This window comes from Halobellus litoreus (assembly GCF_024464595.1).
In the GTDB taxonomy this organism is placed as follows: domain Archaea; phylum Halobacteriota; class Halobacteria; order Halobacteriales; family Haloferacaceae; genus Haloquadratum; species Haloquadratum litoreum.
This window is the reverse complement of the sequence record NZ_JANHAW010000001.1, coordinates 1,070,684-1,085,102: the sequence shown is the minus strand read 5'-3', so window position 1 is coordinate 1,085,102 and position 14,419 is coordinate 1,070,684. Positions and strand designations below refer to the sequence as shown.

Sequence of the window (14,419 nt, the reverse complement as noted above, 5' to 3'; positions counted from 1 at the left end):
GTGTGACGAAAACGCGGATTTCACCCACGTCGGTCCGTTCGGTGTCGTCGGCTGCGGTCGACGCTTCGCCTGGTGTCTTCGGGGGCGGTCGACGGTCCGTCGAGGTCGATCGACGCGTGTCGACCGCGCTGACCGGTCATTCGGAGAGACCGTATCCCCGGCGGAAGAGAACCACGTCGAGTCCGACGACCACGAGGGCGAGCCCCGAGAGAACCGCGAGCGACGCGTCGGGATCGACCTCGCTGACGCCCAGGAAGCCGTATCGAACGCCGTTGACCATGTAGATCATCGGATTCAGCAGCGACACCTGTTGGACCGTTCCCGGCAGCTCGTTCAGCGAGTAGAAGACGCCGCCGAAGAACACCAGCGGCCGGAGGATGAACTGGTTCAGCATCGTCAGGTCGTCGAAGTCGTCGGCCCACAGCCCGGCGACGACCCCGAGTCCCGCGAACAACACTGTGATGACGACGCCGAACGCGACGAGATACAGCGGCCGGACGACGCCGACAGAGGTGAAGAACGCGCCGATGAGCGCGATGAGGATCCCGACGATCGCTCCGCGAGTCGCCGCTGCGAGGACGTACGCGCCGACCATCGTCCGGTACGACAGCGGCGACGTGAGCACCTCCTCGATGTAGCGGTTCCAGCGGCCGTGGAAGATGTTGAACGAGGTGTTCTCGAAGGCGTTGGAGATCGCCCCCAGCACGACGAGACCGGGGAGGATGAAGAGGATGTACGGGACGCCCGCGATCTGGTCGATGCGCTCGCCGAGGATGACGCCGAAGACCGAGAAGTACAGGACGTTGGTGATGAAGGGCGGGAGGAAGGTGTTCCGCGGCCGGCGGAGGAACCGCAGCACCTCCCGGCGCAACAGCGCGAGAAACCCGGTGGTGTCGAAACTCACTGCGAGGACACCTCCGGGGTCGCCCGGCCTTCCCCGGCCCTGGTCATCTCGACGAACACTTCCTCCAGGGAGGTGCGCTTGATCTCCAGGTCGACGATCTCGTGACCGGCCTCGTCGAGGTCTCTGACGACTTCGGGTGCGACGAGTCCCCCCTGCCGCGCGGTGACGACGAGGCGCGCTCCGTCCAGTTCGACCGCCTCCACGCGCTCGTCGAGCGCCGCGAAGTCCGGCACGGCGGTCGGTTCCTCGCGTAACTGGACGACGACGTCGTCGGTGCCGCGGTCCATCAGTTCCTCGGGGCTCGCGACGTCGAGGACGCGGCCCGAGTCGAGGATCGCGACCTCGTCGCAGAGCCGCTCGGCCTCCTCGATGTAGTGGGTCGTGAGCAGGATCGTCGTCCCCCGCTGGTTCAAGTCGACGATGGTTTCCCACAATTCGTGGCGAAGTTGGACGTCGACTCCGGCGGTCGGTTCGTCGAGGATCAGGAGGTCGGGTTCGGTGATGAGCGCCCGCGCGAGCATAAACCTGCGCTTCATCCCGCCGGAGAGCCAGTCGAACCGCGTGTCGCGCTTCTCGTAGATGCCAACGCGCTTCAGGACTTCCTCGGTCCGTTCGCTGGCGCGCGCCCTCGATATCCCGTGGTAACCGGCTTTGTGCTCCAGGACTTCACGGATCGGAAAGAAGCGGTCGACGTTGAACTCCTGCGGGGCGAGGCCGATCCGGTCGCGGACCTCGCGGTAGTCGTCCTCGACGTCGTAGCCGAACACCCGCGCGTCGCCGCCCGACTTGCGGACGAGTCCGACGAGCACGTTGATGAACGTGGTCTTGCCCGCGCCGTTCGGGCCCAGGAGACCGAAGAACGACCCCGCCGGAACCGTGAGATCGACCCCGTCGAGCGCCTGTACGTCGCCGTAGGACTTCCGTAGATCGCTGATCTCGATCGCAGACTCCATTCACTCTCCGTCGGTTCCGCGCGGACCTAAGGACCACGAAGTCGGATTCTGTCTCCCCTTTTGCTCGGTGAGCGCCCGGTCTCGGCAACCGAAGTCGACCGGGACGGCGAAACACCGATGCCCGTCGACCGTGACGTTCCACCGTGGACTCGGAGAACCGTTCCGACGCGGCGGACCCGTCGAAGTCGCCCGAGACAGCGGAATCGGCGGCTCGGCCGGAGACAGCGGAATCGGCGGGCCACCCAGATACCGCCGAATCGGCGGGCCACCCAGATACCGCGGAACCGACGATCGGTCTCGACGCGGCGGGGCCGACGGCCCGCCCTCGCACAGTCGACGTCGCGGACCCGGAACGACTGGCCCGACTCCGTCGGGTGAGCCGGCTGCTGGACAGCGCGGTCGAGATTCCCGGCGTCAACGTCAGGGTCGGTCTCGACCCGCTCTTGGGCCTGCTTCCGGGCGTCGGCGACGCGACCGCCACGGCCGCGTCGGCGTACGTCGTCGCGGAAGCGGCCGCCCTCGGCGCGCCCCGAGCGACGCTCGCCCGGATGTGCCTGAACCTCCTCGTCGACGCGCTCCTCGGGTCAATCCCGCTCGTCGGCGACGCGTTCGACGTCGTCTGGCGGGCCAACGACCGGAACGTCCGCCTGCTCGAAGCCCGGCTGGCGGACCCGACAGCCGAGCGCCGGGACAGGCGCGTCGTGATCGTCCTCGGTATCGCCGTCTTCGTCGGCGTCCTGACCGTCAGCGCGGCCGTGGTCGCGACGCTTTGGTGGCTGTTCGGCGTCGCGGGCGTTGTGTAGCCACCGTGTTCCCCGTTTCCCGCTTTCCCGTTCCACGCCTTCCGCGCTGCGCGTCGCTGCTTTTCTGCCCCCGATCGCTCCGCCCGCGCGAAAGGACAAGACAGAAGCGAGCGCCGTCTCTGGTACCCGTATGAGCATTCTCGCCGACGCCCGCGCGCTCGCCGCGCAGGACCCCGTCTGTGACGCCTGCCTCGGGCGAGCGTTCGCGGATCGGAGCCACGGACTGACGAACGCCGAGCGGGGCCGAAGTCTCCGCATCGCCGCCGCGCTGGACGACGACGAACCGTACGAACCGGCCGACACGACCGAGTGCTGGGTGTGCGAGGGGCTCTGCGCCCGGTTCGACGAGTGGGCGGAACGCTGCGCGGCCGAAGTCGAGGACGTCGAGTTCGAGACGTACCAGGTCGGCACGCGAACGCCGCCGCTGATCGAGGAGAACGAGATCCTGCTCCGCGAGGGGGCCGACCTCGACGAGGACGCGGGCGAACTGTTCAAATCGGAGTTAAACCGCGAAGTCGGCAAGCGCGTCGGTCGACTCACGGACACGACCGTCGACTTCGGACGGCCGGACGTGCAGTTCACGCTCGATCTCGAAGCCGACCTCGTCGAGGTCGACGTCCACTCGGCGTTCGTCTACGGTCGGTATCGAAAGCTCGAACGCGACATCCCGCAGACCGAGTGGCCGTGCAACGACTGCGAGGGGTCGGGATACATCGGCAAACAGCCCTGCGAGAAGTGCGACGGGACGGGCTATCTCTATCAGGACAGCGTCGAGGGCCTGACCGCGCCGGTCGTCCGCGACGTGATGGACGGCACCGACACGAAGTTCCACGGCGCTGGGAGGGAGGACGTCGACGCGCGGATGCTCGGCACGGGTCGCCCGTTCGTCATCGAAGTGATGGAGCCGCGTCGCCGCCGGGTCGACGTCGAGCGCCTGGAGGGCGACATCAACGCCTTCGCCGAGGGCCGCGTCGAAGTCGAGGGGCTCCGCCTCGCGGACTACGAGATGGTCGAGCGGGTCAAGGGCCTCGACGCCTCCAAGCGCTACCGCGCCGAGGTGGCGTTCGGCGGTCCGGTCGACGCCGACGGCCTCGCGGCCGCCCTCGCCGAACTCGAGGGCGCGACCATCGAGCAGTACACGCCCCATCGGGTGGATCACCGCCGAGCGAGTCTGACCCGGGAGCGGGACGTCTACGAGACTGCGGGCGAACTCGACGACGAGACCCACGCGACCGTCGAGATCCACGGGGCGGGCGGGCTCTACATCAAGGAACTGATCTCCGGCGACGAGGGACGGACGAACCCGAGTCTCGCGGGACTGCTCGACGTCGACGCCGAGGTGACCGCCCTCGACGTCGTCGGCGTCTACGGCGAGGACGAACCGTTCGAGGACGAGTCGTTCTTCCGCGACGAGCGGGTCGACTCCGCGAGCGATACCGCGTCGGTTGACGACCGCGATCCCGCCGACGACGGCACCCCCTCCGAGGAATGACCGCCGGGGAAGCGAAAATCGGCAGCGACGAGGCTGGCAAGGGTCCCGTCCTCGGGCCGATGGTCGCCGCGGCGGTGCGCGCGCCGCCGGGACTGCTCCCGGACGACGTCGACGACTCCAAGCGGCTGTCGCCCGCCACACGGGAGTCGATCGCCGAGACGATTCGCGACCGCGACGACATCGCGATCGGCGTCGCGGTCGTCTCGACCGATCGCATCGACGATCCCGAGACCGATATGAACACGCTCACCGTGGCGGCGCACGCCGAGGCCGTCGCCGCGGTCGCCCGCGACGGCGACGCGGTCGTCGCCGACGCCGGCGACGTCAGCGAGTCGCGGTTCGCGCGTCGCGTTCGGGAGGGCCTCGCTGACGCCGGATCGGAGGCCACTGTGACCGTCAACGCCGAGCACGGCGCCGACGAGTCGTATCCGCTCGTCGCCGCCGCGTCGGTCGTCGCGAAGGTCCGGCGGGACGCCCGGATCGACGCGCTCGACGAGGAGTACGCCGAGTTCGGTCCGGTCGGGAGCGGATACCCGAGCGACCCGACGACGCGGGACTTCCTCCGCCGGTACGTCGCCGCGACGGGCGAACTCCCCGACTGCGCCAGGGCGTCGTGGTCGACGTCGGCGGACGTGCTCGCCGCCGCCGAGCAGTCCGGGCTCTCGGAGTTCTGATCGGGACGGCTTCCGGGAGGACAGAGGAGCGACGACCGCCGATCAGCGCATCTCGTCCAGCGAGACGAAGGACCCCTCTTCGGCGGTGACCCACGTCGTCGGGAGCTCCGTCGCGGTCGCGTTCGCCGGATAGATCGTGCACTCGTCGGGGTCGTCGTCGTACTCCTCGACCCGCGCGAGGAGGACCTGCTCGCGGGCGTCGCCGACGTGCGGCGCGTCAGCGTCGGCGTGCGGGGCGTCGGTGGGGAGGTTTGTATCGGTGGCCATCGTGAGTCTCGTCGTCCGCCGTGTTCCGACGGCGGGGCGGCTTCGGTCGTCGCCCGGTACACCTCGACGTTGTCGCGGTATCGTATTTAAACAGTCGCCTATTCCTGTAGGGTGGGATTCGCGGTCGCGCGAGGTCGACCCCGGGTCCTACCGGTCGACCGTCGTCAGCGACCGGAGGATGTCACCGTACGCCGGCCGGGTGATGAGCACCCCGACGAGGACGCCGAGGATGGTGAAGATGGCGAAGCCCTGCAGGTCCCCGAGCGAGAGGATCGCCAGCGGCGACATCGCGATGATCGTCGTTGCGGCCGCCGCGCCGATCACCCAGAACGCCTTCCTGAAGCGCGACTGGAAGACGCGTCTGGAGTCGATCTGCCCCTCGGCCATCACCTCGTCGGCGATGATGATGAGGTCGTCCACGCCGGTCCCGATGACGGCGATGAAGCCGGCGATGACCGACAGGTCCAGCGGGTAGCCGATCCCGGCCGCGAACCCGAGGAGGATGACGACCTCCGAGAGCGCGGTCACGACCATCGGCGCGGCGACGCGAACGTCCCTGTAGCGGGCGAAGACCGTGCCGCTGACCGCGAGGACGGCGATGATCCCCGTCAGGAGCGAGTTGAACCGGAAGTCCGCACCCTGCGAGGGGGAGATGTAGGAGGTCGTTCCGCCGCTCTCACGGGAGAAGTCAAGCTGCGCCGGGAGGGCACCGGCGCGGAGGTTGATCGAGACCTCCTGGGCCTCCGAGACGTTCGTGGTCTGCAGCTGGAAGACGGGGTTGCCCGCCCACTCGCCGCTTCGCATACTATCGGCCAGTCCGGGGCTCATCCCGAAGGCGTTCGTCACCTCGCCGTTGACGACGAGGAGGAGACACGGCTCCGTGCTCTCGGTGTCGGCCTGATACGTACATCGCGTCCCGCCGGGCTGTGCGAGTCCGGTGTCCTGCATCGCCGTCTGGAAATCCGGCGCGACGGACTCAGAGACCGTCACCGGGACGTACGCGCCCCCGGCGTCGCTCTCCTGGGCGGTCCCGATGCTCTGGAAGTCCTCCTGCTGGAGGACGACGTCGCGGGCGTAACTGCTGCCGTTTTCGGTGGGATAGTACGCCTCGATCACGACGGTCCCGCGCTCGCCGACGAGGTCGCGGACCGACGAGGCGTCCTGATTCGGCACCTCGACGAGGACGTAGTTGTCGCCCTGTGCGGTCGTCACCTGCTGGACCGTCCCGCCGGAGAGCCCGGCCTCGTTGATCTTGTTCTGGAGGATCCGGACGACCTCTTCCCGCGTCGTCTCCGTGACGCCCGTTCGGACCGTCTCGTGGTCGTACTCGGCGGCGTCGAGGGCGGCAGCGAGGTCGTCGGTCGCGATTCCCTCGGCAGTCACCTCGACGGTGTTGCCAGGGCTCGACTGGGGCTGTGCGGTCGATTGCCCGCCGGGTCGGGCCTCTGCACGGGCGATGACGTCGGCCGGACTCGCGTTTTCGAGCTCGGAAGCGACGTTCTGTTCGACCGTCCGTGGTTCGTCGCCGACGAAGTCGACGCCCTCGGCGGTGACGCCGACGAGCGGCGCTCTGACGCGCGTCCCGCCGGAGAGCTCCAGTCCGTACTGGAGGTTGGTCACGTTGCTCCCGCCCGCGACGTTGCCGCCCTCGCCGCCGTCGTCTGCGGCCAGCGTCGGCGAGAAGAGCGCGAACGCGGAGATGAGCAGGAAGATCACGAGGAGGAACACCCGCCAGTTGTCGCGGACGTCGACCATCAGCGGTTCACCCCCTCGAACTTGTACCAGCGAAGCAGACTCAGATTCAACATATAGGTGTTCATAAGGTCGGTCGCGAGTCCGAAGACGAGCACCGTTCCGATCGCCGCCAGGAGCTGGATGCCGAACAGCGTCGCCGTGATCGTCATCACGACCATCGCGACGATCGACGTCAGCGTCATCGTCACGCCGGTCCGCATCGCCCGGTACGTCGACTCGTAGAAGTCACCCGAGCGGCGGAGGATGTGGTTGTTCAGGAGGATGTCCGAGTCGACGGAGTACCCGATGAGCATCAGCAGCGCCGCGACGGTTCCCAGGGACAGTTCGATCCCGAGCACGTTCATCAACGCCAGCGGAATCATAATGTCCGAGAACGCCGAGATGACGACGGCGATCGATGGGACGAACACGCGGAACATCGCGAAGACGAGCACGCTCATCCCGAGGAACGCGACTGCGAGCCCGCCGAGTGCGAGGGTCTGCGTATCGCCCCCGAAGCTGGCTGAGACGGTCGATATCGACCGGACGTCGAGTCCGGCGGCTTCGGCCTGTTGCTCCAACTCCGTCGCCCCGACGGATCCCGTTTCGGACTGGAACGTCACGACGTAGACGCTCTGTGCCGGGACCGATCTGATCGACTCCGGCTCCGCGGAGAACGCGGCGCGGATCTGCTGTTCGGCCTCTCCCTGCGGTCCGTCGATGGCGACCTGTACTTCCGTTCCGCCGGTGAACGCGATGCCCTGGTTCACCGGTGAACCGGTCATCACGAACCAGCCCGCGATGATGAGGAGCGCGACCGCCAGCACGGCGAGCGGGATCGCCGCGAGCTGGCGGTTCGTGTACCGGGTGTAATCGACTTCCGGTACCGTAAACTCGACCATAGATTCCGGTGGAGAGCCGCGCCGAATAAGCCTTCTTATGCTCGGCTATGCGCGGTGACCTCCCAACCCGGCTTCGCGTGCACGGGCATCGAACTGCTGTCCTACGGCATATACCGAACCGAGAGCACACCCGGTGACGAGCGAATCTCGACCCGGTTTACGCCGAGCCGTGCCGCTCGCGAGCGCAACTGTTCCTCGTCTTCGAGCACGTCGTCGACGGCTGTCCGAGTGCCGTCTTCCGGGACCGTGATCACGTGAATTTCACCGGTTCCGGCGCGCTCCTCGCGGGTGAGACCGCCCACGTCCTGCGTTGCGGCGAGTTCTTTCGAGTGCGCCGTCGGCGGTTCGTCGCTCCGCTCGACCGACAGCGAGCGGCGCGAGTGCGTCTCCACGAGCTGATACGAGACGTTCAGCGGCGGATCGGGGGCGACGACGCCCTCGACGACGTCGTCGCACTCGACACCGGGGTTCGAAGAGAGCGTGTGAACCTGCCCGCTCTCGACGTCCTTGAGCACCGCCGAATCCGCTTCGGCGGCGGTCACGAGAAACGTCCCTTCGACCCGCTCGCTCTCGTCGCTGGCGGCGCTCGCTTCGTCCGGCCCGTCGGCGTCGTGATCGGCATCAGTCATTGGCGCGCCGTAGTCGGTCAGCGCACTTGCGGGTTTCGTCGGCGAACGCGCCGCTCGCGAGGACGCCCGTTCACCGGAAGAGCCGGTGCGCCAGGCCGACCAGCAGCGCTCCGACGAGCGGAACTGTCCACGAGAACAGGGGCGGGATCGCGTACAAGCCCGCGATCAGCGGTCCGAGGAGGCCGCTCGGTTGCGGGCGCGTCACCGTCTCTCCGTCGAGCACGAACGTCTCCGGCATCGACGCGACCAGGCCGAGATACAGCGAGAGGAGGAAGACGAACCCGGCGGCCGCGAGCGCCGCCTCGTGACGCGACGAGGACGCCACCTCCCGTCGACGGCGACGGGCGACGATCAGGACCGGCGCGATCGCCGGCAACACGACCAGCAGTCCGACAACGATGTAGAACGCACGCGACAGCGTGAGCGAGCCGCCCTGCACGGCGGCCGTCTGACCGATCAGCACGACGACCGCGATGCCGACGAACAGCGCGATGAGTCCGATGGCGAGCGCGCTCGCCACGACGTACAGTTTGAACAGCCGCGACTCGCTGGAGCGGAACGCGTACGGGAACGCGCCGAAGACGCCGTCGTAGCCGGATGCCATCGATTGGAGTTGGACGCGAGACGGTTTGAACGAACCGGTCGCTGGCTGTGGGCCTCGGGTCTGCGCACCTCGATCCATAGACCGACCGCTTTTTCGTCGCGGACCGTCGTTAGCGAGGTATGCACGTCGATCTCGGCAGTTCACTCGACGCGACGCCCGGCGTCTCCCGGGAGTCGCTGGAGCGGCTGGACGACCAGATAGCGGCCGCTCACGAGCGGATCGAAGCCGGCCGCGACGCTCACGAACACGGCTACGAGGCGCTGAACCTCCCCTCCACGGTCGATCTGGACGCGATCCGCGCCGCGGTCGCTCCGTTCGAGGACGCGGAGGCGGTGCTCACGGTCGGCATCGGCGGGAGCGCCCTCGGTGCGGCGACGTTCGCCGACGCCCTCGCCGGCCCCGACGACCCCGAGGCGTACTTCCTCGACAACGTCGATCCCGCGCACGTCTCGCGACTGCTCGACTCGCTCCCGCTCGACCGGACAGTCGTCAACGTCGTCTCCCGGTCGGGGACGACGGCGGAGACGCTCGCGAACTTCCTCGTCGTCCGCGAGGCGATGACCGACGCCGGCGTCGACTGGACCGAGCGGACGTTCGTGACGACCGGCGAGTCCGGGAACCTCAGGTCGCTCGCGACGACGCACGATCTCCCCTCGCTGTCGGTCCCGGACGGCGTCCCCGGCCGGTTCTCGGCGCTCTCGACGGTCGGCCTGGCGGTGGCGGCGATCCAGGGCCACGACCTGGAGGCGATCCGAACGGGCGCGGCGGACGCCGCCGACGGCCTCTCCGGATCGCTGTTCGAGACGCCGGCGTACGCCTACGGCGCGACGACGTACGCGCTCGCGGGCCGGGGCGCGCTCACGAACGCGATGATGCCGTACGCCGAGCGCCTGGAGACGTTCGCCGAGTGGTTCGCGCAGCTCTGGGCGGAGAGCCTCGGGAAGGACGGCCTCGGCCAGACGCCCGCTCGGGCGCTCGGCGCCACGGATCAGCACTCGCAGTTGCAACTGTACCGGGCCGGCCCCCGCGACAAACTCGTGACGCTCGTTCGGCCGCGCAACTACTCGGACCGGCCGATCCCCGAGACCGACCTCGACGGGCTGTCGTACCTCGGCGGGTCCTCGCTCGGCGACCTGCTCGACGCCGAGTTCGAGGCGACGGAGGCCAGCCTCGTCGAGTCGGGCGTCCCGGCGATCCGCGTCGAGATCGACGCCGTCGACGAGTACAGCCTCGGCTCGCTGCTCTACGAGATGGAAGCCGCGTGCGTCCTGTACGGCGAGCTCGCGGCGGTTTCGACGTTCACGCAGCCGGCCGTCGAGTGGGGGAAGAAGGCGGCCCGCGGCCTGCTGGGCGGCGGCGACTTCGAGGAGGCGGAGGCCGTCGACGAGCGGACGAGCCTCGTCGTCGAATAGCTCGCGGACGACGACTGGGCGGCTGACGTGTCGACGCTGACGTACCGTTGTCTGGCGAACAGTCGGCACGCGCTCTGGGACACCCCGCTGTCGTGCGGTATCCCTGTTCCCGCGCCGCTGTGCCGAGCAACCGCGACACGGCGCGAGGTCGCTGTCAGATCACGGGGCTGCTGGCCTCGTCCCGGGTAATAAACCCTCGTCGAAACCGGGACGCTCGCCCCCGCTCGCCGCAACACCTTTATCGGGGAATCACGTGTGTCAACGCAACACGAGTGCTGGGGGTACTCGTGATGGTGAGCCGCGCTTATCCGACCCGGAGTTGGCAAGGGTTAAATGGCTCCCATCCGAACCGGCCTGTAGTATCCCGTGACAACTTCTTCCCCAATCAACACCCAGCACACCCAGATATGGTAGACGTAAGCCAACACGAGCTCGTCCCAGAGCACACGCTCATCGACGAGGATGAGGTCGAATCGATGCTGACGGAGTACGAGGTCAAGCGCGCGGAGCTTCCGAAGATCAAGCGGAAGGACCCGGCGCTGCCCGACGACGCCGAGGTCGGTGACGTCGTCAAGATCGTCCGCGACTCCCGAACCACAGACAAAGCGGTATCGTACCGACTGGTGATCGAATGAACCGACAGGACCGACGCGCAGTTTCGCGAGAGTACTTCTCCGAGGAACGGCTCGCAGAACACCACTTCCGCTCGTTCAACAACTTCCTCGAGCGGGGGATGCAGGACGTCGTCACCGAGAAGGAACGGATCGAGACCGACATCGGCGACAAGGAGGGCGAAGAGCCCGTCTTCGTCGAACTCGGCGACGTCCGCATCGAGACGCCGCGCGTCCGCGAGGCCGACGGCTCCGAGGAACTGCTGTTCCCGCAGGAGGCCCGTCTCCGGAACATCACCTACGCCGCGCCGGTGTTTATGGAGATGTCCATCGTCCGCGGCGGCGAGGAGGAAGAGGAGATGGTCGTCGACACGACCGAGACGAAGGTGGGTCGGATGCCCATTATGGTCGGCTCCTCGAAGTGCAACATCGACGGGCTCTCCGACGAGGACCTCGTCGAGATCGGCGAGGACCCCGTCGACCCCGGCGGCTACTTCATCGTCAACGGCTCCGAGCGGGTGCTGATGACGAGCGAGGACCTCGCACCGAACAAGATCCTCGCGGAGTACGACTCGAAATACGGCGACGAAATCCAGGTCGCGAAGACGTTCTCGCAGCGACGTGGCTACCGCGCGCTCGTCCTCTGTGAGCGCAACCGGGAGGGGCTGCTCGAAGTCTCGTTCCCCTCCGTTTCCGGCAGCGTCAACTTCGTGACGCTCGTCCGCGCGCTGGGCCTCGAATCCGACGAGGAGATCGTCCACCGCGTCTCCGACGACCCCGAGATCGTGAAGTTCATGCTCGAAAACCTGGAGGAGGCCGACGTCCAGACCGAGCAGGCCGCGATCGAGACCCTCGGCGAGCGCGTCGCCGGCGGCCAGGGCAAGAACTACCAGCTGAAACGGGCGAACTACGTCATCGACCGCTACCTGCTGCCGCACCTCCACGAGGACGGCGTCGAGGACGAGGACGTCCGCATCAACAAGGCCTACTACCTCTGTCGGATGGCCGAGGCGTGTTTCGAACTCGCGCTGAACCGCCGCGAGTCCGACGACAAGGACCACTACGCCAACAAGCGGCTGAAGGTCTCCGGCGACCTGATGAAGGACCTGTTCCGGACCGCGCTGAACAAGCTCGCACGCGACGTGAAGTACCAGCTCGAACGGGCGAATATGCGGAACCGGGACCTCACCGTCAGCACCGTGGTCCGCTCCGACGTGCTCACCGAACGGCTCGAACACCCGATCGCGACGGGGAACTGGGTCGGCGGTCGCTCCGGCGTCTCACAGCTCGTCGACCGGACGGACTACATGGGCGTGCTCTCGCACCTGCGTCGGCTCCGTAGCCCGCTCTCGCGGAGCCAGCCGCACTTCGAGGCGCGCGACCTGCACGCGACCCAGTGGGGTCGCATCTGTCCCTCCGAGACCCCCGAGGGACCGAACTGTGGACTCGTGAAGAACTTCGCGCAGGCGATGGAGCTCTCACAGAACATCGAGGACGAACAGTCGCTCAAGCGCGAACTGGCGTCGATGGGCGTCGAAGGAATCCCCGGCATCGAGGGACCGGCGGCCGGCACACCCGCGGACGACTAGAAAATGGCTCAGGCACAACGAGAGGCGAAAGTCTACGTCAACGGCAGTCTGGTCGGGACGCACCCCGACCCCGAACAGCTCGCAGAACAGATCCGAGAGGCCCGTCGCCGCGGCGACGTCAGCGAGATGGTGAACGTCTCGGTGAAAGAGCGCACCCGCGAGGTCATCGTCAACGCCGACGCCGGCCGCGCGCGCCGGCCGCTCATCGTCGTCGAGAACGGCGAACCGCTCCTCGGCGACGAGGAGATCGAGGCGGTCAAAGAGGGGTCCCTGGAGTTCGAGGACCTCGTCGAGCGCGGCTACGTCGAGTTCATCGACGCCGAGGAGGAAGAGGACATCTACGTCGCCGTCGACGAGGACGAGATCGACGAGGATCACACGCACCTCGAGATCGACCCGCAGCTCATCTTCGGGATCGGCGCGGGGATGATTCCCTATCCGGAGCACAACGCCTCGCCGCGCATTACGATGGGCGCGGGGATGATGAAGCAGTCGCTGGGGCTGCCCGCGGCGAACTACCGCATCCGCCCCGACACGCGACAGCACCTCCTCCACTACCCGCAGCTGTCGATGGTCAAGACCCAGACCACAGAACAGATCGGGTTCGACGAGCGGCCGGCGGCGCAGAACTTCGTCGTCGCCGTGATGAGCTACGAGGGGTTCAACATCGAGGACGCGCTCGTGATGAACCAGGGTTCGGTCGACCGGGCGATGGCCCGCTCGCACTTCTTCCGGACCTACGAGGGCGAGGAACGACGCTATCCCGGCGGTCAGGAGGACCGCTTCGAGGTCCCGAGTCAGGACGTCCGCGGTGCGCGCGGGGAAGACGCGTACACGCACCTCGACGAGGACGGCCTCGTCAATCCCGAGACTCGAGTCGACGAGAACTCCGTGCTCCTCGGGAAGACCTCTCCCCCGAGATTCCTCGAAGAGCCCGACGATATGGGCGGGCTCTCGCCGCAGAAGCGACGCGAGACCTCCGTCACGATGCGCTCGGGCGAATCCGGCGTCGTCGACACGGTCACCCTGATGGAGGGCGAGGACGGCTCGAAGCTCGCGAAGGTCTCCGTCCGCGACCAGCGGATCCCGGAACTCGGCGACAAGTTCGCGTCCCGGCACGGCCAGAAGGGCGTCGTCGGGCACCTGGCCCCTCAGGAGGATATGCCCTTCACCGAGCAGGGCGTCGTGCCCGACCTCGTGTTGAACCCGCACGCGCTGCCGTCGCGGATGACGGTCGGCCACGTGCTGGAGATGCTCGGCGGGAAGGTCGGCGCGCTCGAAGGTCGACGCGTCGACGGGACCGCCTTCCAGGGAGAGTCCGAGGACGAACTCCGCGGCGCGCTCGAAGACCACGGGTTCAAGTCCTCCGGCAAGGAGGTTATGTACTCCGGCGTCACCGGCGAGAAGATCGAGGCCGAGATCTTCGTGGGGACGATCTTCTACCACAAGCTCTACCATATGGTGAGCAACAAGCTGCACGCCCGCTCTCGCGGGCCGGTGCAGGTGCTTACCCGCCAACCCACCGAGGGGCGCGCCCGCGAGGGCGGCCTCCGACTGGGCGAGATGGAGCGCGACACCGTCATCGGCCACGGGGCCGCGATGGTGCTGCAGGAGCGGCTTCTCGACTCCTCGGACAAGGAGACGGTCTACATCTCTGCCGACACCGGGATGGTCGCCGTCGAGGACCGCGGCCAGCGCCGCATCTACGACCCTGTCACCGGCGACGAGGACGACATCCACGAGATCGAGATCAGCTACGCGTTCAAGCTGCTCCTCGACGAGATGATCGCGCTCGGCATCCGACCACGCCTGGACCTCGAAGACGCAGTCTAACCAACAATGTCA

Annotated in this window: 14 protein-coding genes; 7 read left to right on the top strand and 7 right to left on the bottom strand. The window is 67.6% G+C overall.

What is annotated here, in order from left to right:
- Window positions 1-136: 136 nt before the first annotated feature.
- Entirely contained in the window at window positions 137-904 is a 768-nt protein-coding gene (locus tag NO360_RS05530) for an ABC transporter permease (protein WP_256306548.1), read from the bottom strand.
- Window positions 901-1,857 (bottom strand): ABC transporter ATP-binding protein, encoded by a 957-nt coding sequence (locus NO360_RS05525; RefSeq protein WP_256306547.1) that lies wholly within the window; start codon window positions 1,855-1,857, stop codon window positions 901-903. The genes NO360_RS05530 and NO360_RS05525 overlap by 4 nt, the downstream gene beginning before the upstream one ends.
- 143 nt (window positions 1,858-2,000) lie before the next feature.
- Here NO360_RS05525 and NO360_RS05520 point away from each other — a divergent pair, with 143 nt between their 5' ends.
- The 3 genes from NO360_RS05520 to rnhB all read left to right on the top strand — a co-directional run bounded on the left by NO360_RS05520 (window position 2,001) and on the right by rnhB (window position 4,826).
- A complete protein-coding gene (locus NO360_RS05520; protein ID WP_390281961.1) occupies window positions 2,001-2,660 on the top strand; it encodes a DUF4112 domain-containing protein in 660 nt (219 codons plus the stop codon).
- A 130-nt stretch (window positions 2,661-2,790) separates the two neighbouring features.
- A complete protein-coding gene (locus NO360_RS05515; RefSeq protein WP_256306546.1) occupies window positions 2,791-4,152 on the top strand; it encodes a tRNA pseudouridine(54/55) synthase Pus10 in 1,362 nt (453 codons plus the stop codon).
- Complete coding sequence (rnhB, locus tag NO360_RS05510) at window positions 4,149-4,826, top strand: ribonuclease HII (protein WP_256306545.1); 678 nt, start codon at window positions 4,149-4,151, stop codon at window positions 4,824-4,826. Before NO360_RS05515 ends, rnhB begins: the two co-directional genes overlap by 4 nt.
- 42 nt (window positions 4,827-4,868) lie before the next feature.
- Here rnhB and NO360_RS05505 read toward each other — a convergent pair whose 3' ends face one another.
- From NO360_RS05505 to NO360_RS05485, 5 genes are all read right to left on the bottom strand, one after another.
- Window positions 4,869-5,093: a DUF7511 domain-containing protein gene (locus NO360_RS05505; protein WP_256306544.1), complete on the bottom strand. Its 225-nt coding sequence runs from the start codon at window positions 5,091-5,093 to the stop codon at window positions 4,869-4,871.
- 147 nt (window positions 5,094-5,240) lie between these two features.
- Window positions 5,241-6,848 (bottom strand): preprotein translocase subunit SecD, encoded by a 1,608-nt coding sequence (locus tag NO360_RS05500; RefSeq protein WP_256306543.1) that lies wholly within the window; start codon window positions 6,846-6,848, stop codon window positions 5,241-5,243.
- Window positions 6,848-7,729 carry a protein translocase subunit SecF gene (secF, locus tag NO360_RS05495; RefSeq protein ID WP_256306542.1) on the bottom strand — a complete coding sequence of 294 codons (882 nt, stop codon included), beginning with the start codon at window positions 7,727-7,729 and terminating at the stop codon, window positions 6,848-6,850. The genes NO360_RS05500 and secF overlap by 1 nt, the downstream gene beginning before the upstream one ends.
- A gap of 101 nt (window positions 7,730-7,830) precedes the next feature.
- The gene (locus NO360_RS05490; protein ID WP_256306541.1) at window positions 7,831-8,358 is read right to left on the bottom strand and encodes a DUF5812 family protein; all 528 of its coding nucleotides are present in this window, start codon (window positions 8,356-8,358) and stop codon (window positions 7,831-7,833) included.
- 70 nt (window positions 8,359-8,428) lie between these two features.
- Entirely contained in the window at window positions 8,429-8,962 is a 534-nt protein-coding gene (locus tag NO360_RS05485; protein ID WP_256306540.1) for a DUF8056 family protein, read from the bottom strand.
- A 119-nt stretch (window positions 8,963-9,081) separates the two neighbouring features.
- Here NO360_RS05485 and NO360_RS05480 point away from each other — a divergent pair, with 119 nt between their 5' ends.
- The 4 genes from NO360_RS05480 (at window position 9,082) to rpoB (ending at window position 14,407) form a co-directional block, all read left to right on the top strand.
- A complete protein-coding gene (locus NO360_RS05480; RefSeq protein WP_256306539.1) occupies window positions 9,082-10,374 on the top strand; it encodes a glucose-6-phosphate isomerase in 1,293 nt (430 codons plus the stop codon).
- Window positions 10,375-10,781: 407 nt separating this feature from the next.
- A complete protein-coding gene (locus tag NO360_RS05475) occupies window positions 10,782-11,009 on the top strand; it encodes a DNA-directed RNA polymerase subunit H (protein WP_256306538.1) in 228 nt (75 codons plus the stop codon).
- Window positions 11,006-12,574, top strand: coding sequence for a DNA-directed RNA polymerase subunit B'' (locus NO360_RS05470; protein ID WP_256306537.1), 1,569 nt, complete (start codon window positions 11,006-11,008; stop codon window positions 12,572-12,574). Before NO360_RS05475 ends, NO360_RS05470 begins: the two co-directional genes overlap by 4 nt.
- Window positions 12,575-12,577: 3 nt before the next feature.
- The gene (gene rpoB / locus NO360_RS05465) at window positions 12,578-14,407 is read left to right on the top strand and encodes a DNA-directed RNA polymerase subunit B (protein WP_256306536.1); all 1,830 of its coding nucleotides are present in this window, start codon (window positions 12,578-12,580) and stop codon (window positions 14,405-14,407) included.
- The last annotated feature ends 12 nt before the right edge of the window (window positions 14,408-14,419 follow it).